Here is a 25389-nt window from a genome sequence, read left to right as displayed (position 1 = left end):
CACCCTGCCTACCTTTGACTTAGCTTGTCGCCCCTACAGTGTTTATCTATTAATCATTCCTGCTGATTTTGATTCACCAATAACGCCACCGGAAAATCACTGAGAACATCTCGAATCCACAGGGTATCGTCCCCCTGAATTTCCCGTCCCGTCATCACATCCCGCCACGTAGACGACGAACTAGAGGGTAAAGAAATCCGGGTTTCTTGCCAAACTTGTTCACCTATGGGATATTCGTCTGGCTTCACTAAACTCGTCAACAGCCGAGGGACAATGACAATCACTGTTGTATGATCCCAAGTTCGGGCAAACGTGACAACATGATCCTTCAAGCTACCAATAACAGTCAGTTTGTGGTAATCTCCTCGCTGGAATACCTCTAAATACTCGCGCCGTACTTTTAAGGCTTGATAAATGACAAATAACTTAATTCGACCATCGTCTGGAGTCTGACACAGTTCCTGAACTAAACCCAGGCTATCCGTTTCAAAGCGCTGCTTCAATTCTTGGACTAACGCCAGCCGCTGTTCAAAATCCACCGGACGACGATTATCGGGATCGACTAAACTAAAATCCCACAGTTCCGTTCCTTGGTAAAAATCAGGAACCCCCGGAGATATCAGTTTCAACAAGGCTTGGGAGAGACTATTAAAAATGCCGTAATGTTGGATTTTACGTTGAAAGGGTAGAAACGCTTCTAAAAAGGGATTGTCATGGGGATCTTTGAGTAAGCGTTCAGCAAACCGAATAAACCCTTCTTCATAGTGGGTATCCGGTCTCAACCAAGCGGTATGGACTTTTGCCTCTCGGATTGCCTTGATAATATAGTCTTTAATCCGCTGCACATAGCTAGGGAACTCCGCTTCATCAAAAGGAAAGGTTCCCAGCAAGGTTTGGTAAAGAAAATATTCGTCATTGGGATCAGGAATATCTAACCCATCAATACAATCCTTGTGAACCGCATTTATTTCCTGCCATTTTCTCAACATACTATCCCACTCGCCGGGAATTTCGGAAAGGACATTAATTCTGGCTCTTACATCTTCACCCCGTTTTGTATCATGGGTTGCTGTTGTATTGATTGTATGGGGCCAATAAGCGATGCGGTGTTGGTTAAAGTCATGAAAGTTGTCTAAGGAAACGCCAAACTCACCCGGATTACCACCCACTTCATTAAGAGAGATGAGACGGTTGTAAATATAGAACGTCGTATCTTCCACCCCCTTGGCTGTCAGCGGTCCGGTAAACTGCTGTAGCCGCATGACAAAATAACGCCATTGTTCGGCTTCTTCGGGATTGAGTGACTCATCAACCTCCAGTAATAAAAATTTCTCAATAAACGTCAGTTCGTTAAAGAAAATCGGCGTATTTTCTTTGGCTTTGCTAATGACAGACTCAATACAATCTCGATCCGCTTGACTCAAGCCTTCTGGACTTACATACGTTCGGTATATGGGAAACAGCGCCATGATTTCCACCAAAGCGGCTTTCAGTGCATAAATCGTAAAGTCACTGGCGTATCTGTATCGACCAGAAATTCGCTTGAGTAAATTGGCTAAATTATCGATATCTCCCGTCAAATGCTTGGCGATAATCAATCGCTTTTTGTCTTCCATTATGGCTTTATAGGATATGGAATTTCCGATAAAGCGATAGTAAACGCTGTCAAACTTAGGCTGAGTCTGCTGATGACAGAAAATACCATTAACTTTGTTTAAGAAATCATACCCACTCGTCCCTTGTACGGGCCACGTTAGCGGCAAATCTTCATGCTCTTCCAAGATTTTCTCAACCACGATATACGCATCAGAGGCATGATCTCGCAAGCGATTCAAATATTGAGCCGGATCGTACAGTCCATCGATATGATCGATTCTCACGCCGCTAAATTTCTGATCTTCAAGCTGCTTGAAGATCAAAGCATGATTGTGATTAAACACTCGCTCCTCTTCGATGCGAACGGAAATCAGGTCATTAACCGTAAAAAATCGCCGATAATTCAGTTCTTCATTCCCCACCTTCCAGTAAGCGAGGCGGAAAAACTGCTCGCCTAATAATTGCTCTAATAAATCAAAACTTTCGGGTTTTCCGGGTTCTCCATTAAAGAGTTGAATATTTTCGTCGATGAACTCCCTGATCTCTACACTATCATTCCAGAGTTCCCATAACATATTCTTAATAAAGCCGATCTGATCATAGCGTTCCGTTCCTTCTTCGCCAGAGGGAATGTATTTTAACGCATAGAGAGCGCCCAGAAACTTGACAAAATCAGGATGATTCCTGCCTAATTTCCGCCGGATACGTGCCAAATCGTAGGTTAAGACATTGGAGTAGGATTCGATGCGAATGGGAAACTGTAGGTCATAGTAATTAATCGTAAAACCTTCTTGGTTATACTGGAGTTTGAGTTCACCACTTTCTAAACAATCTCCACAAAATTTTCCTAAAAATGGCGCTAAGACTCGCTCCCGAATGCCCTCATAATGATGTTCCCAATTAATATCAAAGTAGTCTTTATATTGAGAATTAGGACCATTCTCTAAAACTTCGACCAGCATGGGGTTTTGACGATCAAAAGCCATGTGGTTCGGCACAATATCCTGAAGCCATCCTAACCCGTGCTTTTGCACCTCTTCAATTAGAGACTCAAACTTCTCCAATCCGCCGAGTTCTGGGTTTATTTGATTGGGATCAACCACATCGTAGCCATGAGTGCTACCGGCTCTGGCTTTAAAAATGGGGGATGCATAAAAGTCAGAAACTCCTAATTCTGCTAAGTAGGAAATAATGGCTTTTGCTGACTCAAAGGTAAACTCAGGATTAAATTGAATTCTATAGGTGGCGACTGGAATCCGCATCATAAGCTTTTAGAGGGGGTTAAAGAACTGACAGAGCGTTGGCTCTAAGAATCGATCTAAAAATGGCTTGTTAACAGTGGCGTTAAACCGTAGGATAATGGCGTTGAACGTAATGCTTAAATCATAGCTTAACATTAGTTCATTATACAGGGATTGGCTCTGAGCAACACCAAGAGTACCGGACAGGAAGGCTCCAAGGCAGATGGTTTCCAGGAAAACGTACCTCAAGGGATAAAGGGGGTGACAAAAGCGAATTTGATATCAGCCACCAAGATTGACAAATCAAGCAATACATGCATTATCTCTAGGGAACACCTTATTCATTATCTCTAGGGAACACCTTATTTGTTGATAATGGTATGATTTCGACTGGGCTTACATCCCCTTTTGGGCGGATTACGCCTCTTTCTGACGACTGAACCGAGGCTAGTGTCACTGACAATATAAGGCAAAACTCAGAGGAGCAAGGGTTAAGGATTGTCCAGCTTGTAGCTGTTGGGAGAGTTGAGATCCCTCACCCATCCATTCTTTATCCGCCGAGTCAATCACTTTTGAGAAGTTCCCTGGGGGAATCTGAGGCGAAACCGTTGCTGCATCCTTAGCAAAGTTGATCAAGCCGATGACTTGGCTATCTCCAGCCGTGCGATGAATAACGATAACCTTTTCTGGGGACAAGCTGGATACATTAAGATTCTGCCTGTCTAGTGTAGCTAAAGCTGGGGTTTCTTTGCGTAGCTGAATTAACCGTTTGTACCAGCGCCGCAATACGGCATATTTGTCTTGGTCAATCTTCTCCCACTGTAGTTTTGACTGCTCAAAGACTTTTGTCCCTTGGGGATCAGGGGCGTTGTCCCAACCAAATGCCTTAAACTCTTCCGCCCTCCCGGTACGCACGCCTTCAATTAAATCGGGATCACTGTGACTGACAAAATACTGAAACGGTGCATCTTCTCCATATTCTTCGCCCATAAATAGCATCGGGACATAAGGAGAAAGCAATACCGTCGCCGCCGCTACCTTCAACCCCTGAAAATCTACCAACGTGGATAAGCGATCGCCAATTAGTCGATTGCCAATTTGATCGTGGTTCTGGATACAAACAACAAACTGTTCCGCCGGGCGATCGGCGGCTGAATTCCCATGGTTGCGTTTGCGGAAGCTGGAATATTGTCCACTATAGATATAGCCTTCGCGCAGAGCAACTGCCAACTGCTCAATTTTGCCAAAATCTTCGTAATATCCCGATAGTTCGCCCGTTAACAGAGTGTGCAAGATGTGATGAAAGTCATCGCACCATTGAGCATCATGACCAAATCCCCCTTGTTCCCTGGGTTTAATTACACGCACGTCATTGAGATCACTTTCGGCGATGACGTATCGTTGCACTGGCGTGGTGCGATTGAAATTAGCGACTGCATCCCCTAATTCTTGTAAAAAGGGTTGAGCGCTCATGTCGTAAATCGCGTGAACCGCATCAACGCGCAGGGCGTCAATCTGGTAATTGTCTAACCAGTACAGAGCATTCTGGATAAAGAAATTCCGCACCTGATTACTATAAGCGCCATCAAAGTTAACCGCATTGCCCCAAGGGGTACGGTATTGATCCGTAAAGTAGGGACCATACGCCCACAGATAGTTGCCTTCGGGTCCTAAATGGTTATACACCACATCTAAAATGACTGCGATCCCCGCCTGGTGACAAGCATCCACGAGTTTTTTCAACCCCGCAGGTCCCCCATAGGAATCTTGCACACCATAGACATAAACCCCATCGTATCCCCAGTTGCGACTTCCGGGAAACTGGGCAACGGGCATAATTTCAATCGCGGTTATGCCTAAATCCTGGAGGTAACTCAAGCGAGGAATAATCGATTCAAAGGTTCCCTCTGGGGTAAACGTACCGACGTGGAGTTCGTAAATAATTAGGTCTTTGAGGGGAATTCCTTGCCAGGAATTATCCGCCCAGTCAAAGTGGTGATCCACGACTTGAGAGGAACCATGGACTCCCTCAGGTTGGTAATGGGAGGCGGGATCAGGTCGTTCCAGTGATCCATCGAGTTGGTAGACATAGAGGGTTCCTGGGTCAGCTTTTACCGTTTCCTGCCAATATCCCCATTCATCCTTTTGTAGAGGAATCACTTGATCGTGGGGAGAGACGATGTGAACCGCGACGCTGTCCCGAAACGGTGCCCAAACTCGGAATTCACATTGACCGTTACCCAGGTAGTTGCTGCCAATTTTCATATCACCCCTCTGTAAATGCATAGTCTGAGAAACTTGTCAAGGTTTTATCCGTGCGATCGCCCGACTTCGGAATCAGCCAACGGGCAACCCATCCGTACCTGATCAGATTACCCCACACGTTATGACTTTTAAATCTAACATCTGGCGTAATTTTACAGGGGTTTTGCCTTTTATTTCTTCTGGGAGCTTGACACTCCCTTAGCCGATGCAGATAAAGAAGACAAGCCGGATGGACAATGCCAACCGTTTTCATTTGACCAGATGTATCGAAACGGTAAATCTTATGTAACGGTGAATTAGATTAGATTCCCGACGGCTTCAAAAACGCGGGGATCGGGTAGACGAAGACTGATATGGGAAAGGCGCCTGGGAGTCTTGCCGTGTTTCGACCCCAAGCGCCTTTTCCTTTTCCTCACACACACAACCTAAGTATACTCAATTTTTGGGAATTGTCCAGTCCCAAATCGGGGAGATGTTATCCGTGTTGAACTGATGGTGTTGGGTGTTGGGTGTTGGGTGTCGGATGTCGGGTGTCGGGTGTCGGGTTTAGGGTGTCGGGAAAAATTGACGCTTCGACTCCGCGAGGGCGTCAACACCGAATTTCGACAGGACTTCGGCGTGAGCGCGGACCCCTGAGCCTGTCGAAGTTCAGTCGAACGCTCAATTGCCGCGGAGTCGAGGTGTTGAACTTTACTCAGGGAGTAACCAAAAACTCTATTGTTTATTCGTTGGCTCGCGTGGAGAACGCTCAATCCTTACCCTATCTCCTCTTATGGGCTTTTGTGTTTCTTTCCGATTTTCCCCACACCCCATACCCCACACCCCATACGCTGCCTACCTTTAACTTAGCTTGTCACCCCTTCAGATTGGCAACACCCCCTATAATACGTCTAGTTAGGTTTGGGTTGAGCTATAACCCAATGTATTTGTTTGTCTATATCAAGATCAAGGATTGTATACGAGGAAACTCATGCTGATGAGAAGTTATCGCTCCATTCTGGCGTTGATGCTGGCGCTGGTGACCACCTGTTTAGTAAGCTGCGGGAGTCCTGCGGCAACTGCACCGCCCCCAGCTTACACGAGTCAGCAGGTTGAGCAGATTCAGCGCACGGTGTCTAACCTCTCGGAACTGCGCGAAAAAATGCCAGTTCTGAAAACGAAAATTGATAACCGTGACTGGGTTGATGTCAGCACTTATATTCATGGTCCATTGGGCAGCTTGCGGCGAACCATGAGTTATCTGACACGCCAATTGGTGCCCCAAGACCAAAAGGTAGCCAGTAAAGCGGCAGACGACTTGTTTGAACATTTGCAGCAAATCAACACTGCCGCTGAAAGCCGCAACTATCAACTTGCTGCCAACAATTATCAAGAGGCGTTAATCGACTTTGATCGGTTCTTAAAGCTGATTCCGGATGCCAGTAATGCCGCAGGAGTTGCCTGAATGACTCATGTTGCCATCATTGGGTGTGGAATTGTTGGTGCCGCGATCGCCTACCAACTAAGTAGCGTTTCGGGGTTACAGGTGACTGTGCTAGATCGACAACCGCCCGCCCAAGGGTCAACGGGGGCAGCATTGGGTGTCTTGATGGGTGTAATTAGTCAAAAGGTTAAGGGAAGAACCTGGCAGTTGCGTCAAGCCAGTATGCAGCGCTATGAAACCCTGATTCCGGAATTGGAAACGTTGACTGGGCATCACATTCCCTTTAACCGTCAAGGCATTCTAATGCTGGCGTTTGAGAATGACGATTTAGCCCGTTGGCAGAATTTAGTCAAAATTCGCCAATCCCAAGGATGGCAACTGGAAATTTGGAATACTGATCAGGTTCAATCCCACTGTCCTCAGCTTAATCTGGAGAATAGTATCGGTGCGATTTATTCTCCCAATGACCGACAAGTTGAACCCACCGCCCTTACTCACGCCCTAGTCGCTGCTGCCGAAAAGAGGGGCGTAACATTTAAGTTTGGCGTTGGTGTGGAAGGAATAGAATCCATGCCTGTTAATGGTTCCAGTCAGCGAATTTGTCAGCAAATTTACACCCAGACAGAAACCTTAGCAGTGGATTGGCTGATAATTGCGGCGGGATTAGGTTCAGCACAATTGGTCAATTTTCTCCTATCCTCACCAAATCAATCGTCTGCGATCGCACTCAAACCCGTTCTCGGTCAAGCTTTACAATTACGCCTAGGGAATACAATTGGTCATCCAGATTTCCAGCCTGTGATTACAGGGGATGATGTGCATATTGTGCCAATCGGTGGCGGTGATTATTGGGTAGGGGCAACGGTGGAGTTTCCTCATGGCACTGAAGTGGTAGCAGAACCTGCGTTACTTGAAAAAGTGAAACAAGATGCGATCGCCTTTTGTCCCGCTTTAGCCCAAGCCACAGTGGTTCGTACTTGGTTGGGGAAACGTCCTCGTCCAGAAGGACAGCCTGCTCCGGTTATTGGTAAACTATCAGGATATGATAATGTCTTGCTGGCAACGGGTCACTATCGCAACGGTGTTCTCCTCGCCCCAGCTACCGCCCAAGAGATTCAAGCAATAATCTGTGATGTCTAAAACCTAGTGCAGCGCTTGGTTTATTTACTTAACGGTTAAATAACTAATTAGTCCATCGGTTATTTTACTCCGACTTATTCAGCAAGCCCTAGAATAGATCGGTAGCAATCCCAGCCGGGTGAAACTATGGAAATCTATGGTGTTTGAGTAAAAGCTTGAAAAATCTATAATTGAGCTATTAAAATTCGATAATTTCTTTCTCAATGAAACTTGAATATGCGAAAAATAATTTATTTTGTGGCTTGTAGTTTAGATGGTTTCATCGCTAATTCGGATGGTTCTCATACAGGCTTTTCTAATCATCAGGAGTACCTGAATCGGCTGTTTACAGAGTTTCCTGAAACCCTGCCTTCTCATTTTAGAGAAGCAATGGGGGTTACGGCGGAGAATCGCTATTTTGACACGGTGCTAATGGGGCGCAAAACCTATGAAGTGGGACTAAAAGATGGATTTACCAATCCCTATGCCCATTTACGACAGTATGTGTTTTCGCGCAGTCTGAATGTTAGTCCGAATAAGGCAGTAACTTTAGTGACAGCAGATGCGATCGCTTGCATCCGAGCGCTTAAAAATGGGATTGGTAAAGATATTTGGCTCTGTGGGGGCGGCAGTTTGGCTTCCTTTCTGTTCTCAGCCGGACTTATCGACTCGCTGATTCTCAAAGTCAATCCTTTTATTATGGGGACGGGAATTCCGTTGTTTGCACCCAAAATTCCACAAAATTCTTGGGTATTAACCCACAACCAAGTTTATCCGGGAGATATCATAATGTTATACTATCAAATTTAGAAAAATAACCATAGTTCTAGAACCTCTGGTTTGGTTAGTTAAATTCAGTATAGAGAGTTAATTTTATATCTTTTATGATCGTCCGTCCCGATTACACAGTGATTCGACTCAGTGACCAAGATAGCGATCGCCTGCAAGCATTGTTTGAGCGCTGTACCGACTTTTTTGAATTGACCGCAGGACAACCGCCAGAACCCACCGCAGCTCGATCTGAATTTACTGATGTTCCCGTGGGTAAAACCCCCGAAGACCTGCATTTTTTCGGCTTGTGCGATTCTCAAAATTGTCTTGTGGGTACGATCATCGCCGTGCAGCAATACCCCGATAATCAAACTTGGTGGATTGGTATGATGTTGTTAGCCCCCAGCCATCGAGGACAAGGTATCGGCAAGGCGTTTTACCAAGGCTTTGAAGGGTGGTTAGGGCAACAAGGTATCCAAGCTGTTGAATTACTGGCGATCGCGGCTAACGCCCAAGGTCGCGCCTTTTGGCAAAGCTTGGGTTTTGTAGAGATTCGTCAAACTCCCCCTCGTCTCTTTGGGCAAAAAACTCATACTGTCCATGTTTATCGCCGTCGTATTCCGGGTAGTTCGCCATAAAAATTATGGCATAAATAAAATAGACCGCTCTTTTTTACCACAAAACGAACCCACTTATTTTTAATTTTTAGAAAAAGTCAAAAATTTTTTGTCTATTGCTTTTAATCTGAAGTTCCCCCAGCCAAAAAATCTTGCACTGCCCAAAGTGTTGCCTTTCCCTACCACAAGGCTCCTTACAAAAGCCCCTAAGTCTAGCTAGGTTGAGGATTGAGGGGAATCTCTACAATAAAGGAGGTTCCTTGTCCTGGACTAGAAACGCAGCGGAGTTGACCGCCATGTTTTTCCACCACAATCTTATAACTAATGGACAGTCCCAATCCCGTTCCTTTTCCCACTGGCTTGGTAGTAAAAAATGGGTCAAATATATGCTCAAGGACATCTTGACTTATACCAGAACCATTGTCCCCAATCTGAATCACTGCCCCATCAGTCGCTTTTTCCGTTGAACTCAAGGACTGAATAGGTTGAGTTTGCGTGCGAATCACAATTTGTGGCTCTTTGAGAGGGGTATCCGTTCGGGTTGCAGCGTCTGATAAGGCGTCAATCGCATTAGCCAGCAAATTCATAAATACTTGATTCAAAAGGCTAGAATAACAGACCACTAACGGCAGTTGACCATACTCTTTAACAACTTTAATTTCAGGGCGGTTCTTCTGCACTTGGAGGCGGTGGTGCAAAATTAGTAGGGTGTTAAGCTGTCATGCATTTAAATTGGGAATGGGTAGCGAGCAAGATGCTCGCACTACAACGATTTCGCCATTATTGATATTAAGGTTTAAATGCCGAACAGCTTATCAATACCCTGATGAATATCAGTGGGTTTGAGTTCATCATCATGACGCCTAGAGAAGCTGCGTAGTGATAATACAATCTGCTGGAGACGTTCAGTGCCAACCTGCATCGATAGCATCAATTTTTGCCAATCCTCTACTAAAAAATCTAACTCAATCTCCGACGAAAGCTGGTGAATTTCCGATGTGGGATTGGGGTAGCTCTGCCGATACAGTTCAATTAGGCGTGTCAAGTCTTCAAAGTATTGCTTGGTATAGTCAAGATTGCCCGCAATAAAGTTAACCGGATTGTTCAGTTCATGGGCAAGTCCCGCTACCATTTCTCCGAGAGCCGACATTTTCGCGGCTTGGACGAGTTGGGCTTGAGTGTCTTGCAATTCCGAGAGAGTAGTTGTTAGCTGTTGCGCCTTTTGACGTTCTCGGATTTCCGATTGGCGTAGCGATTCTTGTGCCTGTTGACGCTGGTTGGCTTCTAAGACTAAGGAGACTAAATCGCCACTGGAACGAGCGAAGTTTTGCTCTTCCGACGTCCAATGGCGCTCTTGACCCACCTGTTCATAGCATACAACACCCACGGTTTGACCCCCGACTCGGATGGGAGCATCCATCATCGAAGCAATTCCCAAGGGTGTTAAGTAAACGGACGAAAATTCGCCAGTTCTCGGGTCAGTGTGGGCATTGTTCGCTGCAATGAGTTGGTCAGCCACTAACGCTTGAAAATAATTGGGATAATCAACGGCTGTCAGTTCAGTTCCTTCACTATGTTGGCGGCTACTGAGTTCAAACAGGTCAAAGCATTGAAGCTGAGTTTGGTTCGAGTCAAACAGCCAGACACTCACCCGTTCAATATGAAGGGTTTGAGCGGTTGCTTCTGTGATGGCTTGGAACGCTTCTTGTAAGTTTCCCTGATGCAATGCCTTGTTTTTAGCCAGTGCCATTAACACGCGGTTTTGATGGTGCAATTTGTTGACACGCTGTTGTAGTTCTTGATGGGACTCAGCTAAGTTGGCTTGGGTCGATGACAGTTGGGTGTACTGATTTGGTAGAAGGAGATGGGCTTGTCTGGCAATCAACCACACAACCCCATAAAGTAAGGTAAAAATGGTAACGGTGGCTAATATAATTGTCCTCTGGGTGCGTTGAATACGCTGAACTAAGGGAGTCTCATCCGTAGAAAGTTCAAACACACCTATAATTGGCTTACTGGCATTCTCAAATTGGATGGGAATGTAGCTGGAAAAAAGTTGGCGGTCTGTAATTTTTCCGTTAGTTGCCTGAAACTCTTGGTGCTGATTGTTTAATATTAAGGTTTGACCGTTACGTGCAATGAAAAAGTCTTTGCTATTGGTTATTTTGCCAATCTCAGAGGGTTCCGTAGAAAAAATGGTGCGCCCTTGGCGGTCAAGCAGTTTGACTTTAACCACGGATAGACCTTTGATTTCATTGATAACGGTGCGATGAAGTCTATCGATTTCCTCCGACGAGAGCAATTGCTCATCACTCAGTTTTTCGGCTGATTGCAACAAGAAAGCTAAATCTGAACCCCAGGCATTGGCAAACGCTTGGGTTAATGCCACATTGTTACTCTCTCCCATCGCGACAAAATCGCCATGAACTTTTTGATGGTAAATGAGGCTGATAAAAACTGTGGCTAAAACAAAAGCGATTAAACTGATAATTGAAAAAGAACGGAGACGGTTTAACATTTCATAAAATAGTGGGGATTTCACAAAAACGACTCAGATATTATAGCATAGGTAGAAAAAACTCTTGGCGCATTGCTTGATCATGACATCACCCAAATTAAATACAACTAATATCAGCAGCAAATATTCCGGAAAATCATTATCCTTGAATGTTAAAATTACTTAATCAATTCCTCTTTGCTTTTGGCTAATTTTCATCAAGTTTTTCTATTGCCATCCAGCAAAGGGAGGTAAATTATAGCTATTTAAATAACTTGATTACAACAATAAACTATTCCTTAACTAAAAAAAAATGATGCCTGGTAATATTTGGATAAACCTGGCGTTGTCTAGGTTTTGATCATCTTGCACCAGGAAGTACCAACGCCTGTGCAACGGCTGTACCTAGCAAGCCGCCGATCATTGAATTGGTTGGGTTAGCCATGACAGGTAAGGAGAGGATTAGATTGGGCGCGATCGCAACATTGGTTCTGACGGTAACCTCTCTTCTCCTATCCCTGACAGGAACAGGGTTTGCCGCTATCTGGTGGCTTGTAACCATGGCGTACTCTTATCGGAGCTTGTTACCTTGGAGAGTAGCAGGGTGATTAGCACTACCAGACGATACGCTTATCAGCAGTAACAGGCTATCCCTTGATCCTACCAATGTAATCGGGTGAGCCTGAGAATTAGTGTAAATTGGCAGGACGTGTCTTCCCAATGACGAATAATAATCTTTTGCTTGATTTTCTACTACCAAACGTGACGCGATCGCGACCCATGAACCTACTCAAGTCTTCTAGGCAAAGACAAGTCTTCATTCAACAACTGTTCACCCTAATCAATCTAGAGATTGGAGTAGATTTGTGGCAATTGTAATTTCATTTATTAACTTGAAGGGAGGTGTGGGTAAAACAACAACCACCGTCGCCGTTGCTGAGATGCTGGCTGGGGTATTCCATCGCAAAGTTTTGGTTATCGACCTTGATCCGCAAACCAATGCCACATTAATGCTGATTGGCGAAGAACGATGGGAGGAACTCAATGAGAATCATCACACCTTAGCCCAACTCTTTCTGGATGCGATCGCGCCAGAACATCCTAAGTTTCATCTCCAGAAAACGTTGCAAAAGCAAGTCTCTAATGTTAAAGACTTAACCAGCTTAGACTTGCTTCCGTCGAGTTTAGATCTAATCAATGTGCAAGATAGGCTAGCGACTATTCCTGCTGGGCGCTTTTATGCCGCCAGTCCGATTAACATTTTGCGGCGCGGAATTCGCGCCATGATTGAACCCTATGATTACATTCTCATCGATTGCCCACCTAATTTAGGTATTGTGACACTCAATGGGTTACGAATTTCCCATGGTTATATCATTCCCACCATTCCGGATATTCTCTCAACCTATGGAATTCCCCAAATCACCAAAACCATTCATGAGTTTTCCGAAACCATCGCTGAACCGATTGTTCCTTTAGGAATTGTCATCTGTAAATATAATGCCGGAATGACACTGCACGATCGCGTAATTAAGGATTTACGTCGATACAGTAAAGATGCCCGTGTCTTTGAAACCCAAATTCCGCACAAACAACAAATTGCTGAAACCGTGGAATTCAATCATCCCTATAAGTTTTCAACCTTGCGACAAAAATGGGGATATGCGGGTCAGTTTGAACAATATCTCAATTTAGCCAAAGAGATCAGAATGGCGGCGAGTCACATTATCAAAGATAAGCCGTCTCACTCCAGTTGAACTTGGAGAAATTGAATGAGCCTTGACAAACTTACAGCCTTGATCAAACTCCTGGAAGAAATACTTCCCGATACCCAAGCTACTCTGACCAAATACCAACATGATCCCGACTTTGCCCAAGAGATTGATTCCTTATTTCAAATCTTATCGACAAAAAAGCCTTCTCCCGCGAAAAAGCGCCGCACTCGCCGACGTACCAGTGTTTTTGATCCGGTTGAACTCTATCACCAAAAAGGAGAGAAACACTTACGCGAACAGTTGCAGCACCTTGAGGTTGAACAACTCAAAGACATGATTGCTGAACACGGGATGGATTCTAGTCGGCGGGCAATGCGCTGGAAAAAACGCGATCGCCTGATGGAGTTGATCGTCCAAACCGCTAGCTGTCGCGCCCGTAAAGGCGATGCCTTTCGCTTCAGAGAGCGATAGTCGGTTGGCTTTTGTGCCTGATCGGGTTGGCTTTCTTCGGAAAACCGCACCCCCCATATAAGGATTCTTCAACCTAATTGAGTACAAAAATGCGAAAATAGATTTAAAGGTCAGTCAGCTTTAGGAGCTTCACTATGTATCAAGCTTCGGATATAGCTAAATATTTTATTCACTATGCCAATCTTGAAGAGGATGGCATGATGACGAATTTAAAACTGCAAAAATTGCTGTATTACGCGCAAGGCTTTCATTTGGCGTTGTTTGATCAGCCTCTTTTTCGAGAAGAAATTAAGGCATGGCAGTATGGTCCAGTAGTCGAAGAAATTTATCATACCTATAAGGAATACTCGCGTAATCCTTTACCCGATCCTGAAAATTTTAATCCTGAAGTATTTTCTCCAGATAGCAAAGATTTAATTGATGAAGTTTATAGCGTTTTTGGAAAATATACTGGCACTGTTTTAGCCAATCTTACTCATCAAGAAAAACCTTGGATAAATACAGGACTAAATCAAACCATTACTCATGAAATAATGAGTGACTATTTTAAGAGTAAGATTGTTGAGGATTGATGGGTAAAGGTAAGAAGAAGAGAATTAAACCCCCTTTTTCAAATCAGTCTAAAGTAAAAGGCAGGATTGCAGAACCTTCATCGGACAAAATTTTAAATTACGATGACTGTCATCCTGTTTTTTGTCTTCGGTATTTAGAGGATGACTATGGTTTGGATAAATGTACTAGGGATGAACAAGCTGATCTGGCTAAGGCTTTGAGAAAACGAAGTCAAATGACTTGGCGACAAATTTGGGCAGCAGATCGGCATGGATTAGGTGCAGAAAAGATTGCGAGAACTAGCATAAAAGCTCCAATTCCTAAGCATATTACGGAAGATATCGACTTCTTTATTGCCCTACGATTTTCGGGAAAGGCTCCAATGGTAGGTTATCGCATTAAGGATATTTTTCGGATTATTTGGTTAGATCCTAAATTCACCTTGTATAAGCATTAAAGCTGAAGGGGTGACAAGCTGCTCAAAAGCTTGACATACAAAGCATTTTACCCATTCAACTCAACCGACTGGAATGTTTGATGCAAAAAACGAATCGAGCGCTCACTACGAACGGCGCGATCGCAATGATGGCTATCCTGAGGGGACGTCTCGTTCTAAAATAGTTCTCTGGTCTAAAAATTGTCAGTTAATCCGTCTTTTCAAATCTTAACCTATGTTTCCCATTCATCGTCCTCGCCGTCTCCGCCAAACCACCCAGTTGCGTCGCATGGTGCGTGAAAATGTTGTCACAACCAGCGATCTTATCTACCCTTTGTTTGCTGTACCCGGTGAGGGAATCGCCCAAGAGGTCAAATCTATGCCGGGAGTCTACCAGTTATCGGTGGATAAAATCGTGGCAGAGGCAAAGGAAGTTTACGATCTGGGTATTCCGTCAATTATTTTATTTGGTATCCCGGATAATAAAGATGTGGAAGCCACGGGCGCATGGCATGATTGTGGAATTGTCCAGAAAGCAGCCACAGCCGTTAAAGAAGCTGTACCCGAATTAGTGATTATTGCCGATACCTGTTTGTGTGAATACACCAGTCATGGACATTGTGGGTATCTGGAAGTCGGTGATTTAAGCGGACGGGTTCTCAATGATCCTACCTTAGAACTCTTGAAGAAAACTGCTGTCTCTCAAGCCAAGGCTGGGGCGGATATTATTGCCCCATCGGGGATGATGGATGGCTTTGTCCAAGCAATTCGCACAGGATTAGATGAAGCTGGATTCCAAGATACGCCGATTCTGTCTTATGCGGCGAAGTATGCCTCTGCCTATTATGGACCGTTTCGGGATGCAGCCGAATCACCACCACAATTTGGCGATCGCGCTACCTATCAAATGGACCCCGCCAATAGCCGAGAAGCCATTAAGGAAATAGAATTGGATATTGCTGAAGGGGCAGATATGCTAATGATTAAGCCCGCGTTAGCGTATATGGATATTATCTGGCGGGTGAAGGAAGCCACAAATTTACCCGTTGCTGCGTACAATGTATCGGGTGAATATTCCATGGTGAAAGCCGCCGCCCTGAATGGCTGGATTGATGAACAGAAGGTGGTGATGGAAACATTAACCGGATTTAAGCGATCGGGCGCTGACTTGATTCTGACGTATCATGCCAAAGACGCCGCCCGTTGGCTACAGGATTGATTGGGTAATACCGAGTTGCGCTCAAACGTATAACTTCGCACGGGAGCGAGTTTGTCATTGGAGAAAGGAGCGATAGCGGAGTGCTAGCGAAGCTCGGCGTTAGCCTAGAATCTCACCAGATGCTTCGCTGGACTCCGTTACGCTCTGCATTATAAAAGCTCAGTTTGTGACCGCGAACATTAGCTAAACTTGATGAAAGCGAGGAACACTCTTGATGACTGCCACCCTGATTCAAAGTCCAGATCGCGTTGTTTTACCTAATATTAGCTGGCAAACGTATCAGTCATTAATTAGGGATTTTGAACAAGAACCAGCTATCCGTCTGACCTATGATCGCGGGATGTTAGAAATCAGAATGCCCTTAGATCCTCATGAAACTTACAAAAAACTTCTGGGACGGTTGGTTGAAGCAGCGACTGAAGAACTGGATATTGAAATTCGCAGTCTGGGTTCACGTACTTGCGATCGCGCAGATTTAGCCAGAGGATTAGAACCCGATCAGTGCTACTACATCCAGAATGAAGCGCTGGTTCGAGGAGTCGCTCAAATTGACTTAAATCAATTTCCACCTCCTGATTTAGCCCTAGAAATTGATATTACCAGTAGCTCAATCAATCGCCTGTCGATTTATGCAGCCTTGGGAGTACCAGAAGTCTGGCGTTACGACGGACAAACACTAACCATTCTGAGTTGGCAAAACGGCGAATACCTATCTCAAGACCGAAGTATTGGCTTACCTTTACTCAATGCTGAGAATCTGGTTAGATTCTTAGCCTTAAGAAACACGATTGGAGAAACCAAATTAGTCAAACAATTTCGTCAATGGTTGAAAGATAGCATGGCTGAGGCTGAAAGCTAGCTTGTACTTTTCACCGCCACCCCAACCAGCGCAACACAGGAACCAGCAGATAATAACTTACGCCTAACCAAAATCCTATGGTAATACCGAGCAAACAAAAAAAACTAATGGTATTGATAAAATCTAACCAACTGCCATCAGAGAAGGAAAAGATATGAACTAATACCTCCAACGGTAAGATATTTAACCGAACTAAGCCGGAAAATATCACACCCGTACCCGCTGCGGCTACGGCGGCATGAACTAGGTAATGACTGGGCAAACCTAATCCTAACACCAAGGGAATAACTGCAATAGCTGTGACTAAACCCAGTAAGCGATCCGCGATCGCATAAGATAACGATACCTGTAAAAAATCCCCCAATCCGGTCAATTGTTTCCTAGCCAAAGCGGAGATCGACGCCTGCCAAATAAACCAACCCACACCATACCCAAAAATTCCGGTTATCCCAGCAATAATCCGCCGTTTTTGCTGACCAAATCCTCCCGCCTCCGTTAATCCCCAAGCCGTCCCCAAACCCGCACAAGCAAACATGAGGAGTTCTCGCCAGGGGATAATCTGAATTTCGGGAACGATGAGAGTCCATTGTCCGATCATCCAAGCCGCAAAGCGATCGCCAATAATCGTCCAGTTAATCAAAGCAAATCCAGCAGAAGCGCCAAAGGCTGCACCGATTCCCGCCATCACCATTCCCCAGGTGGTATCTAAACAAGCCAGAACTATGCTGATAAAGACTCGCCACACCCAGCGCACTAAGCTAACAATAATTTCAGCGCAGGTAATCAGAACTCGCAGAGAAATGTCCTTTACCGTTCCTGCGGCTTTAGCCAGTGCCTGCAATAATGAGGATGATGAAGAAGACGATTTTCTGTTAAAACGGCAACTGACAACCAAACGACGTTGAATCTCGGCGGCTTTAGTGGGTCGATGGTGGGGATCAAGCCGAATCATACTATCGAGTAAGTTAGCTAAACCCCGACGGACTTTGGTGCGATCGCGCCAGTGAAATTCACCCGTCGCTGGATCTTGTAAATCCGCCAAATCTTGACCTGTGAGTAATTGAATCATGGTACGTCCTAAGGCATAAAAATCAGCCCTTGGTCCCACCACATCCCCCGCAATCTGTTCAGGGGGACTATAACCCGGAGAAATTAAGCGGGTGGAACGATTCTCTGTCCCCACAGCGATCGCGCCAATTTGTTTCGCGCCGCCAAAATCAATCGCCACCAGTTGACCGGTTTCCTCGCGCACCATTAAGTTCGAGGGTTTAAGATCCCGGTGAATAATTCCCAAATCATGTAACTCCTGGAGAATATCAGCCGCTTGGTACAGCCAATTCATAATCAACATCTCCGGACACCCCTGAGGGTAACGGTTTAAGATCGCCTCCAGCGTCTGACCATTTATTTTTTCCATGACCAGACAAGGGAGTACCCGCTGTTGGCAGGATCTCAGACGTACAGTAAAATAGGCATCAGACTCCACTTTAGGCACACCCGGATGGTTCAGACGTTGCAATACGGCAGCCTCTTGTTCAAATAGCTGCAACGCCTTGGGTGACGTTTCCACCAAAAGTTTCAAGACTTTTTCCGTTTGATCCTGCTGGTCCCAAATCGCATAAATCGCCGCAAATCCTCCTAAACCCAAACGCTGGAGAGGAATGTAGCGATTATTTAGCCGCAGCATCGATCCACAACTGCTACAAAACTTAAAGTCCCCAGATTGGGGATAAGGACGGGGGCAGTCAGGATTAATACAATAGACCGACTCGATAAATAACTGATGCACGATCACCAGCGATAGACGGTGCCTCTCGATTCTACACAACAAATTCCCCAGTCTTTTCAGTTATGGGGACTCAACGCCTTAATTACAATTAAATAGTCTTTAAATATATTTTTCTATTCTATCATGCCATGGAGCTTTCCATTTTAATGTATAAAAGCTTATAGCACTACGTTCTAAGGTGAGGACAAAAGAAGAAAAATTTAAATCGCTCAAGCCCTTGATGAGTCAGTGTTTTTCTTCACTATTGCCTATTGCAAGAAAGCCTATTGCAAGAAAGCCTAGCGCGTAGCGCTATAGTTGTAGGCTTAGTTGAGTCCGGTAGCATACATTAACCCATCTACCTTTTTCGGGTAGGGGTCTCCCTTGCCCCGGAGGATGGGCAGGATACCCATCTCACCAGAAAAGAGTGTTTCTGCCAAAATAAGGATGCCTCCTAGCAGCTAGTCTTCACTTTTTTTTCACAACAAGAGTCTATAGTTTGCGATTTTGGGCGACTTAAAGATAATAAACACCCCAAACATGAAAGAAATTTATATTATTGTCTATCGGTAGTATAAAGATTACGTATAGATTGTTTTACTTTACGAAAATCAAGAAAAATTAATGTTATTAATTTAAATAAGCAAATCGATTGTGAAGTTTAGATGAGTCATAGTCGATTTCAGTGTGTATGCCGCTCCTTGTGGTCAGCGATCGCGAATAGCCATCGAACGATGACTGCTTTCTGGAAACCAACTGACTACACCGATTAATTCAAACGTTATGCCACTAGACACCAACCTATCTGAGACTGCCGATATGTCAATGATGAGCATGGAAAATAATCAGAATCTTCCTCATCAAGACCATCTAGACAAACAAGCCCAACATCTAGAATTATTGGATTTAGTTCCCCATTTAGCAGCAACTCATGTCGCTGTAAACGATGGGTCTTGGTTTGATCCCAACACATGGCAGCAAGGTCAGATTCCTGGAACTGATGCTAAAGTCGTCATTTCTGAAGGTGTTCATGTCACCTACGATGCCGAGAGTGACACTCGTCTAGAAACCGTGCGTGTGGACGGAACACTGGAATTCGCCCACAACCGCAACACCAAAATTGTTGTAGACACATTCATCGCATCACCGACAAGTACATTAACAATTGGCAGTGAAGCTAACCCGATTAAAGCCAACAAAACAGCCAGAATTGTCATTGCCGACAACGGAGAAATTGATAGCAATTGGGACTCTACACTAATTAGTCGCGGCGTTGTCACTCACGGTCAAGTTAGAATTCATGGTGCAGAAAAACTCGATTTTATATCGCTGCAAACAGACGCCTCAGCTGGTGACAATGAACTGGTGTTAAATCTGCCCGATGGCATGACTACACCGGCTGGCTGGCAAGTTGGGGATAAATTAGTCTTAGGTGGCACATCATACAATCCCGACGGTTCGGATGACGATAACAGTCGGTTTCAAGATGAAGTCTTAACCATCACCGAAATTAACGGCAACCGGATTCAATTTACCAACAACGATATTACTTCTGGTGATAATACTGTACTCCGGTTTGACCACCATCGCCCCGAAGGATTTGAGGGCGAGGACTTAAAGCTTTACATCGCTAATACCAGTCGGAACGTTATCTTCGAGACCGAAAACGCTGAAACCTTACCCACTCAGCAACGGGGTCATGTGATGTTCATGCACAACCCGGATGTTGAGGTACAAAACGCCGGATTTTACAACCTGGGACGAACAGATAAAAATAGGTTGATTGATGACCCAGGAGAAAATGTGGATGGTTCACCGGGTTACGGGACAAATCCCCGTGGGCGATATTCGCTGCATCTGCATCGCACCGGGGCTGAAGATATCAATAGTACACCCTCTCTAGTCACAGGTAATGCCATTGTTGGCAGTCCGGGATGGGGACTGGTACATCATGACAGCCACGCCGTCTTGGAAGACAATGTAGTGTTCGATGTGGTTGGGTCTGGAATTGCCGCAGAAGCCGGAAATGAACTCGGTGCATGGCGCAATAACATTACCATCAAAACCACAGGCGATGACCGTCCCCAAGCCGATTTTGACGGTTCAGACCGCGTTCCCTTGTTTGATATGGGCTTTAACGGCGAGGGGTACTGGGTGCAAGGCGCTGCCCAAGTGGATATGGTGGATAATATTGCCATTAGCGCTGCGGGCGGTGGGATTAATATCTTTAATGGCGTGGATGGAATCTCTCGAGTCAGAGAGGCTGACACGGTTGCCGTTGATAACCTGTCACCGGAATTACAGCCAGTTCTTTCTCAGGCTTCTCGTGGTAACGATGACCCAAACACCATTGATGTAACCAATGTGCCACTGCGTCGTTTGTCCGGTTTCGAGAGTTACAACTCCGATGTGGGGATAATTTTCTGGAACCATATGCGGAACGATGATGGTCAGTTGGGCTTTATTGCTCCGGGTTTGAGTGAATTTCATGATGCTCGCTCTCTGGTCGATAATTTCAAACTCTGGAATATCTATGGCGAGGGAATCTTCACTCAGTACAGTACCCAGATTGATTTCGTGGATGGGTTAATTGTGGGTGACCCAGAGAATCCAGTTCCTGTGAAGTTAGGGATTAACGGCGCAGGTCGCGGTCACGGGATTGGTAGCAATGGTCCAGCACAAGACCTTCTGTTTAAAGATATCCGGGTTGAGGGTTTTGAGCGGGGAATTCGCTTACCGCGAGAAGGTGGCGGTGGTGCTGAAGGTTCCGGTACGGGTTCAATACCATTTCTGGGGTCGCGTCTAGAGGATAGCTATTTCTCCAACAACACCCACAACTTATCGAAGAAGCAGCGCAACTTCGGAGACCCAGATGTTTTTCCAGATTACTTCGAGATTGTAAATACTCAGTTTGAAAGTTCTGCTTCTAACCTGGCTCCCACTGCTGCTTTCAGTTATGAGTCCGTTGGTGGTCAGGGAGTTGTCACCTTTGATGCTAGCGATTCATTCGATAGCGACCCATCAGCCTCATTGGAACTCACTGGCAACGCGATCGCAAGTTATGGTTGGGATTTTGATAATGATGGCAGTATCGACGAATTCGGTCGCCAAGTCAATCACCAATTTGACTCAACGGGTTCTCACGATGTCAGCCTGACAGTTTGGGATAGCCAAGGCGCAACCAGTACGGTAAATCAACAGGTTCAGGTCATCCCAACCCCCTATACCAACCTAATTCTTGATAGTGACTTCAGTAATTCGGGTGAATTTGGTGGACCGGAGTGGAATCTTAATAGTACCCGAACCGATGAAGGTTGGCTGGGTACGGGTTGGTCGCGTGATCCGAATATTGGTGATGGCGGTGCGGCTGTTTTTACCGACAAATCCTGGAAAACAGCATTGGGACAGGTTTTCCTCGATAATCAGGTTCGCCAAGGTCAGCAGACTCTGAGCTTGGATATCAAGAATACAGAAGGAGATGACAAAGCCAATGAGATTACCGTCCGCCTTTGGGGAGTTGAGGGAGAATTTCACGGTGGGATTGGCTCCAATGGACCAACTCAGGCGGGAGCGATTCCCATGAACCGAACCCTGTTACTGGAAGAAACAGTCGGCGGTTCTACCTTTGACTGGACAAACTTTGAGTGGGATGTAGACTTTGGCGATGGTCATCAATTTGTTGTTTTCAGCGTTAATTCAAGTCGGCATACTTCCGATAGTGATTTCATTGCTGTTGATAATGTGGTTCTGGATAGTCCGGCGATTAACCCTCCTCCCAGCAATGGTAACGGTACAGGGTTAACTGCCGAATATTACAATAACCGCGATTTTACCGACTTAGCCCTAACTCGCACCGATGAAACCGTTGACTTTAACTGGGGTTCAGGTTCACCGGATGTGGCGATAGACTCCAATACCTACTCGGTACGCTGGACAGGTTCAGTCGCCCCTCTCTACTCAGAAACCTACGAATTCTTCACCAACTCAGATGATGGTGTACGCCTGTGGGTGGATGACCAGCTACTGATTGATAATTGGACAAATCATGCGGCTACAGAAAATAGCGGCACAATTGACCTGCAAGCGGGTCAACAGTATGACATCCGCATGGACTACTACGAAAACTTTGGCAAATCGGTAGCACAATTGTTGTGGTCAAGTGAGAGTCAAGGTAAGGAGATTATTCCGGAATCTCGGCTTGATTCCCTTGCTGTTGATACTCCCAGTCCAGATATTAGTGGTAACGGTACAGGTTTAACTGCTGAATACTACAATAACCGCGATTTCACTGACTTAGCGCTAACTCGCACGGATGAAACTGTGGACTTTAACTGGGGTTCAGGTTCACCGGATGCGGCGATAGACTCCAATACCTACTCGGTACGCTGGACGGGGTTTGTGGAACCGCTTTATTCCGAAACCTATCAGTTCAAAACCTCTTCGGATGATGGCGTGCGATTGTGGGTAAATGACCAGCTACTGGTTGATAATTGGACAGACCATGGGGTTACCGATAATCGTGGCACAATTGACCTAGAGGCGGGACAACAGTACGAAATTCGCATGGAGTACTATGAAAACCGAGGAAAATCGGTAGCACAACTGGCTTGGTCGAGTGCGAGTCAATCGCAGGAGATTATCCCTCAAAGTCAGCTTTATGCGGCTAAGTCCAGTGATTTTTCAGTCCATGAAATGATGCAGAATACTGCTAATTCTTTGACAACGGTTGCGTCGGGAGGTGACGAACTTTTAGGGACTACAGGTGTTGAGGGTTTTGACAATGATGGACATTCGCATCTGCTTATAACTGAAGACAATGGCAGGCAGGAGACTTTTGATCCTTCAACTGAACAACTGACTTTAGCTAGTCATCAAGATGTATCAGACTCGGTTACTGCTAGTGAAGTGACGCCGATTAATCTGACAAACAGCATCGGTATCGGAGATCCTTTCACGAATAAAACTGTTGAATCTCTGATTGAAATGCCTCAAGCTGAACTGCTGATGGTTCCAACGCTTGTGTAATATCAGATTCGGTTCAGTTTAGACGACGATGGTGATATCGCAATCGCCATAGCGGTTCAGAAGCATCTTATGGTAGAGACGTTCCGCCGGAACGTCTCTACAACAGTTTGTTTGTCCTAATCGATGTGTCTACTGCTAGACCCGCATTTCTCACAAAAGGTGCGATCGTAAACGACAGAAGCCTTGGCAGAGAGGGATTTGACCTCAGTTAGATCCCCCAGTCGCACCTAACAGTGTGTTGTTCCTTCAATAGTCTGAATCCGAGTCCTCCTTAACAACTACAGGACTTACGCATTGACAGGAAGACAATCATGTGAATTAGCCTTGAGCGGCTGCACGCGATTTTCCAGAATGTATGTACGAAAGTTTTGGATTATGCCGTTAGGGACGCGATCGCTTTCCCCCCCCCTTGGCAGCGTCTTCACCAGACAACCACCGCCCGACAACAGTTTGCGATCGCGCCTGGGGCAACTTTCAACTGAAGTCCCCCTTTGACAAATCGCTACACCGTATACCTATCCAGGCTTATGACGATTTTAATTTGGGCTTTACTCTTGTCAAATGAGGCTGACGCCCAACAAATCCAAAGCCTTTGTTTGTACAGGAGTAGGTTCTGTTATGAGCTGCTCAAGTATTTCTGCGGCGCTGCACTAGGGACACAATTTTACATTTACACCAATCAAGTTAGCCTACATATCTGATCCACGACAAGCCATCTAGGACTCTTCATTACAAAACTTCATGAGCTTGCCGTTTTATGCCAGTCCGACTACTTACAACGGAGGGGAAAAAGAAGTATAATTGTCTAGTTTATTACCCTGAGCGTGGCATCCGAAAAATTACTATTCCCAAGAAGCGCATCAATCGATTTTTGCTACGAGAAAGATATGAACCGAAAGGCTTATTCGAGGAAATAAAACCCTATATTAATCGGGTTGGAGGAATTTTAAGTGTAGACGATACTGTTGCAGATAAACCTTATAGTAATCCGACGAAGGCTAAATTAATCGGTTACTTTTGGTCGGGAAAACATCATCAAGTTTTTAAGGGCATTAACATTGTCACGTTGTACTACCGTGATCCAGACGGAAAAGCAATGCCGATCAACTATCGAATCTATGATAAGCAGGAGGGAAAAACAAAGAACAATTATTTTCGAGAAATGATTGAAGAGGTTATAGAGTTGGGAATAAAGCCTTTATTGGTAACAGGAGATACAAGGGGGAGCCAGCTTGGAAAATCTAAAGTTTTTTAGAAAAAAGGAAGTAGTTTTTCTATTTGGTGTTGCCAAAGATAGAACAGTCTCACCTCAACCCCACCACTATTTTAAGGTGCAAAATCTTGAGATTCCCGAACAGGGATTAGTCACTCATCTGAAAGGATTCGGAATGGTCAAGTTGTTTAGGGCAGTCTTCAAAAACGAAGACGTTAGACACTATATTTTATACTTTCCTGAATTCCAGAAATTAGAGCAGATAACACGACAAGAATTTTTAGTCCTTCATGATGTTCATTGGGGGATTGAAAGCTATCACAGAGCTACGAAGCAGCTATGTAGCCTTGAGCGCTTTAGGGTGAGAGATACCGAGGCAATTAAAACTCACATTTTTTGTGCAATCCGAGCTTTCATCCAGTTGGAATTTATGAGAATAGAAAATTTAATTAGCAATTGGTATGAAGTCCAAAGAACTTTATTTAAAGAAGCTATTCGTACATACATTTTGGAAAATCGCGTGCAGCCGCTCAAGGCTAATTCACATGATTGTCTTCCTGTCAATGCGTAAGTCCTGTCCAATACCAAAGGATATAATATAA

Annotated in this window: 21 protein-coding genes and 1 pseudogene; 15 read left to right on the top strand and 7 right to left on the bottom strand. The window is 45.1% G+C overall.

The window, feature by feature from the left end:
* Nucleotides 1-53 precede the first annotated feature (53 nt).
* The 3 genes from treY to RIG66_RS23015 form a co-directional block, all read right to left on the bottom strand.
* Entirely contained in the window at nt 54-2858 is a 2805-nt protein-coding gene (gene treY / locus RIG66_RS23025; protein ID WP_446381046.1) for a malto-oligosyltrehalose synthase, read from the bottom strand.
* A 432-nt stretch (nt 2859-3290) separates the two neighbouring features.
* The gene (gene treZ, locus RIG66_RS23020; RefSeq protein WP_446381041.1) at nt 3291-5102 is read right to left on the bottom strand and encodes a malto-oligosyltrehalose trehalohydrolase; all 1812 of its coding nucleotides are present in this window, start codon (nt 5100-5102) and stop codon (nt 3291-3293) included.
* Nucleotide 5103: 1 nt separating this feature from the next.
* Complete coding sequence (locus RIG66_RS23015; protein ID WP_446381040.1) at nt 5104-5355, bottom strand: hypothetical protein; 252 nt, start codon at nt 5353-5355, stop codon at nt 5104-5106.
* A gap of 239 nt (nt 5356-5594) precedes the next feature.
* Here RIG66_RS23015 and RIG66_RS23010 point away from each other — a divergent pair, with 239 nt between their 5' ends.
* The 5 genes from RIG66_RS23010 to RIG66_RS22990 all read left to right on the top strand — a co-directional run bounded on the left by RIG66_RS23010 (nt 5595) and on the right by RIG66_RS22990 (nt 9053).
* Nucleotides 5595-5738 (top strand): hypothetical protein, encoded by a 144-nt coding sequence (locus tag RIG66_RS23010; RefSeq protein ID WP_446381039.1) that lies wholly within the window; start codon nt 5595-5597, stop codon nt 5736-5738.
* Nucleotides 5739-6072: 334 nt separating this feature from the next.
* Entirely contained in the window at nt 6073-6546 is a 474-nt protein-coding gene (gene psbQ, locus RIG66_RS23005) for a photosystem II protein PsbQ (RefSeq protein ID WP_446381038.1), read from the top strand.
* Entirely contained in the window at nt 6547-7665 is a 1119-nt protein-coding gene (locus tag RIG66_RS23000; RefSeq protein WP_446381037.1) for an NAD(P)/FAD-dependent oxidoreductase, read from the top strand.
* Nucleotides 7666-7881: 216 nt separating this feature from the next.
* Nucleotides 7882-8454: a dihydrofolate reductase family protein gene (locus tag RIG66_RS22995; protein ID WP_446381036.1), complete on the top strand. Its 573-nt coding sequence runs from the start codon at nt 7882-7884 to the stop codon at nt 8452-8454.
* Nucleotides 8455-8528: 74 nt separating this feature from the next.
* Nucleotides 8529-9053: a GNAT family N-acetyltransferase gene (locus tag RIG66_RS22990; protein ID WP_446381035.1), complete on the top strand. Its 525-nt coding sequence runs from the start codon at nt 8529-8531 to the stop codon at nt 9051-9053.
* Between the two features lie 191 nt (nt 9054-9244).
* Here RIG66_RS22990 and RIG66_RS22985 read toward each other — a convergent pair whose 3' ends face one another.
* From RIG66_RS22985 to RIG66_RS22975, 3 genes are all read right to left on the bottom strand, one after another.
* Nucleotides 9245-9730 (bottom strand): sensor histidine kinase, encoded by a 486-nt coding sequence (locus tag RIG66_RS22985; protein ID WP_446381034.1) that lies wholly within the window; start codon nt 9728-9730, stop codon nt 9245-9247.
* A 98-nt stretch (nt 9731-9828) separates the two neighbouring features.
* Nucleotides 9829-11550 carry a sensor histidine kinase gene (locus RIG66_RS22980; RefSeq protein ID WP_446381033.1) on the bottom strand — a complete coding sequence of 574 codons (1722 nt, stop codon included), beginning with the start codon at nt 11548-11550 and terminating at the stop codon, nt 9829-9831.
* A gap of 340 nt (nt 11551-11890) precedes the next feature.
* On the bottom strand, nt 11891-12091 hold the full coding sequence (locus RIG66_RS22975; protein WP_446381032.1) for a hypothetical protein: 201 nt from the start codon (nt 12089-12091) through the stop codon (nt 11891-11893).
* Between the two features lie 158 nt (nt 12092-12249).
* Here RIG66_RS22975 and RIG66_RS22970 point away from each other — a divergent pair, with 158 nt between their 5' ends.
* The 8 genes from RIG66_RS22970 (at nt 12250) to RIG66_RS22935 (ending at nt 16781) form a co-directional block, all read left to right on the top strand.
* Nucleotides 12250-12408, top strand: coding sequence for a hypothetical protein (locus RIG66_RS22970; protein ID WP_006105944.1), 159 nt, complete (start codon nt 12250-12252; stop codon nt 12406-12408).
* Nucleotides 12396-13286, top strand: coding sequence for a ParA family protein (locus RIG66_RS22965; RefSeq protein WP_446381031.1), 891 nt, complete (start codon nt 12396-12398; stop codon nt 13284-13286). The genes RIG66_RS22970 and RIG66_RS22965 overlap by 13 nt, the downstream gene beginning before the upstream one ends.
* A gap of 15 nt (nt 13287-13301) precedes the next feature.
* Entirely contained in the window at nt 13302-13715 is a 414-nt protein-coding gene (locus RIG66_RS22960) for a hypothetical protein (RefSeq protein WP_446381030.1), read from the top strand.
* A 134-nt stretch (nt 13716-13849) separates the two neighbouring features.
* Complete coding sequence (locus RIG66_RS22955) at nt 13850-14287, top strand: Panacea domain-containing protein (protein WP_446381029.1); 438 nt, start codon at nt 13850-13852, stop codon at nt 14285-14287.
* Entirely contained in the window at nt 14287-14724 is a 438-nt protein-coding gene (locus RIG66_RS22950) for a hypothetical protein (protein ID WP_446381028.1), read from the top strand. Before RIG66_RS22955 ends, RIG66_RS22950 begins: the two co-directional genes overlap by 1 nt.
* A gap of 73 nt (nt 14725-14797) precedes the next feature.
* Entirely contained in the window at nt 14798-14935 is a 138-nt protein-coding gene (locus tag RIG66_RS22945; RefSeq protein ID WP_446381027.1) for a hypothetical protein, read from the top strand.
* A 3-nt stretch (nt 14936-14938) separates the two neighbouring features.
* The gene (gene hemB, locus RIG66_RS22940; protein WP_446381026.1) at nt 14939-15922 is read left to right on the top strand and encodes a porphobilinogen synthase; all 984 of its coding nucleotides are present in this window, start codon (nt 14939-14941) and stop codon (nt 15920-15922) included.
* A gap of 214 nt (nt 15923-16136) precedes the next feature.
* Nucleotides 16137-16781, top strand: a complete 645-nt coding sequence (locus tag RIG66_RS22935) for a Uma2 family endonuclease (protein WP_446381025.1) — start codon at nt 16137-16139, stop codon at nt 16779-16781.
* A gap of 10 nt (nt 16782-16791) precedes the next feature.
* On the opposite strand, the gene RIG66_RS22930 is transcribed toward RIG66_RS22935, so the two are convergent.
* The gene (locus RIG66_RS22930; protein ID WP_446381024.1) at nt 16792-18570 is read right to left on the bottom strand and encodes a serine/threonine protein kinase; all 1779 of its coding nucleotides are present in this window, start codon (nt 18568-18570) and stop codon (nt 16792-16794) included.
* 762 nt (nt 18571-19332) lie between these two features.
* On the opposite strand from RIG66_RS22930, the gene RIG66_RS22925 reads away from it, so the two are divergent.
* Both RIG66_RS22925 and RIG66_RS22920 read left to right on the top strand, forming a co-directional pair.
* Nucleotides 19333-23574 (top strand): PA14 domain-containing protein, encoded by a 4242-nt coding sequence (locus tag RIG66_RS22925; protein ID WP_446381023.1) that lies wholly within the window; start codon nt 19333-19335, stop codon nt 23572-23574.
* A gap of 859 nt (nt 23575-24433) precedes the next feature.
* Nucleotides 24434-25358, top strand: a pseudogene (locus tag RIG66_RS22920) (IS701 family transposase); the annotation flags it as partial.
* Between the last annotated feature and the right edge of the window lie 31 nt (nt 25359-25389).

The sequence above is a fragment of the Coleofasciculus sp. E2-BRE-01 genome (assembly GCF_040221695.1).
Classification (GTDB): domain Bacteria; phylum Cyanobacteriota; class Cyanobacteriia; order Cyanobacteriales; family Coleofasciculaceae; genus Coleofasciculus.
This window is presented reverse-complemented; position numbering and strand designations above follow the sequence as displayed.

Excerpts from the sequence above, each read along its gene's own strand:
- treY (WP_446381046.1), bottom strand. The coding sequence starts at position 2,858 with ATGCGGATTCCAGTCGCCACCTATAGAATTCAATTTAATCCTGAGTTT.
- treZ (WP_446381041.1), bottom strand. The coding sequence starts at position 5,102 with ATGAAAATTGGCAGCAACTACCTGGGTAACGGTCAATGTGAATTCCGA.
- RIG66_RS23015 (WP_446381040.1), bottom strand. The coding sequence starts at position 5,355 with ATGAAAACGGTTGGCATTGTCCATCCGGCTTGTCTTCTTTATCTGCAT.
- RIG66_RS23010 (WP_446381039.1), top strand. The coding sequence starts at position 5,595 with ATGGTGTTGGGTGTTGGGTGTTGGGTGTCGGATGTCGGGTGTCGGGTG.
- psbQ (WP_446381038.1), top strand. The coding sequence starts at position 6,073 with ATGCTGATGAGAAGTTATCGCTCCATTCTGGCGTTGATGCTGGCGCTG.
- RIG66_RS23000 (WP_446381037.1), top strand. The coding sequence starts at position 6,547 with ATGACTCATGTTGCCATCATTGGGTGTGGAATTGTTGGTGCCGCGATC.
- RIG66_RS22995 (WP_446381036.1), top strand. The coding sequence starts at position 7,882 with ATGCGAAAAATAATTTATTTTGTGGCTTGTAGTTTAGATGGTTTCATC.
- RIG66_RS22990 (WP_446381035.1), top strand. The coding sequence starts at position 8,529 with ATGATCGTCCGTCCCGATTACACAGTGATTCGACTCAGTGACCAAGAT.
- RIG66_RS22980 (WP_446381033.1), bottom strand. The coding sequence starts at position 11,550 with ATGTTAAACCGTCTCCGTTCTTTTTCAATTATCAGTTTAATCGCTTTT.
- RIG66_RS22975 (WP_446381032.1), bottom strand. The coding sequence starts at position 12,091 with ATGGTTACAAGCCACCAGATAGCGGCAAACCCTGTTCCTGTCAGGGAT.
- RIG66_RS22970 (WP_006105944.1), top strand. The coding sequence starts at position 12,250 with ATGACGAATAATAATCTTTTGCTTGATTTTCTACTACCAAACGTGACG.
- RIG66_RS22960 (WP_446381030.1), top strand. The coding sequence starts at position 13,302 with ATGAGCCTTGACAAACTTACAGCCTTGATCAAACTCCTGGAAGAAATA.
- RIG66_RS22955 (WP_446381029.1), top strand. The coding sequence starts at position 13,850 with ATGTATCAAGCTTCGGATATAGCTAAATATTTTATTCACTATGCCAAT.
- RIG66_RS22950 (WP_446381028.1), top strand. The coding sequence starts at position 14,287 with ATGGGTAAAGGTAAGAAGAAGAGAATTAAACCCCCTTTTTCAAATCAG.
- RIG66_RS22945 (WP_446381027.1), top strand. The coding sequence starts at position 14,798 with ATGTTTGATGCAAAAAACGAATCGAGCGCTCACTACGAACGGCGCGAT.
- hemB (WP_446381026.1), top strand. The coding sequence starts at position 14,939 with ATGTTTCCCATTCATCGTCCTCGCCGTCTCCGCCAAACCACCCAGTTG.
- RIG66_RS22935 (WP_446381025.1), top strand. The coding sequence starts at position 16,137 with ATGACTGCCACCCTGATTCAAAGTCCAGATCGCGTTGTTTTACCTAAT.
- RIG66_RS22925 (WP_446381023.1), top strand. The coding sequence starts at position 19,333 with ATGCCACTAGACACCAACCTATCTGAGACTGCCGATATGTCAATGATG.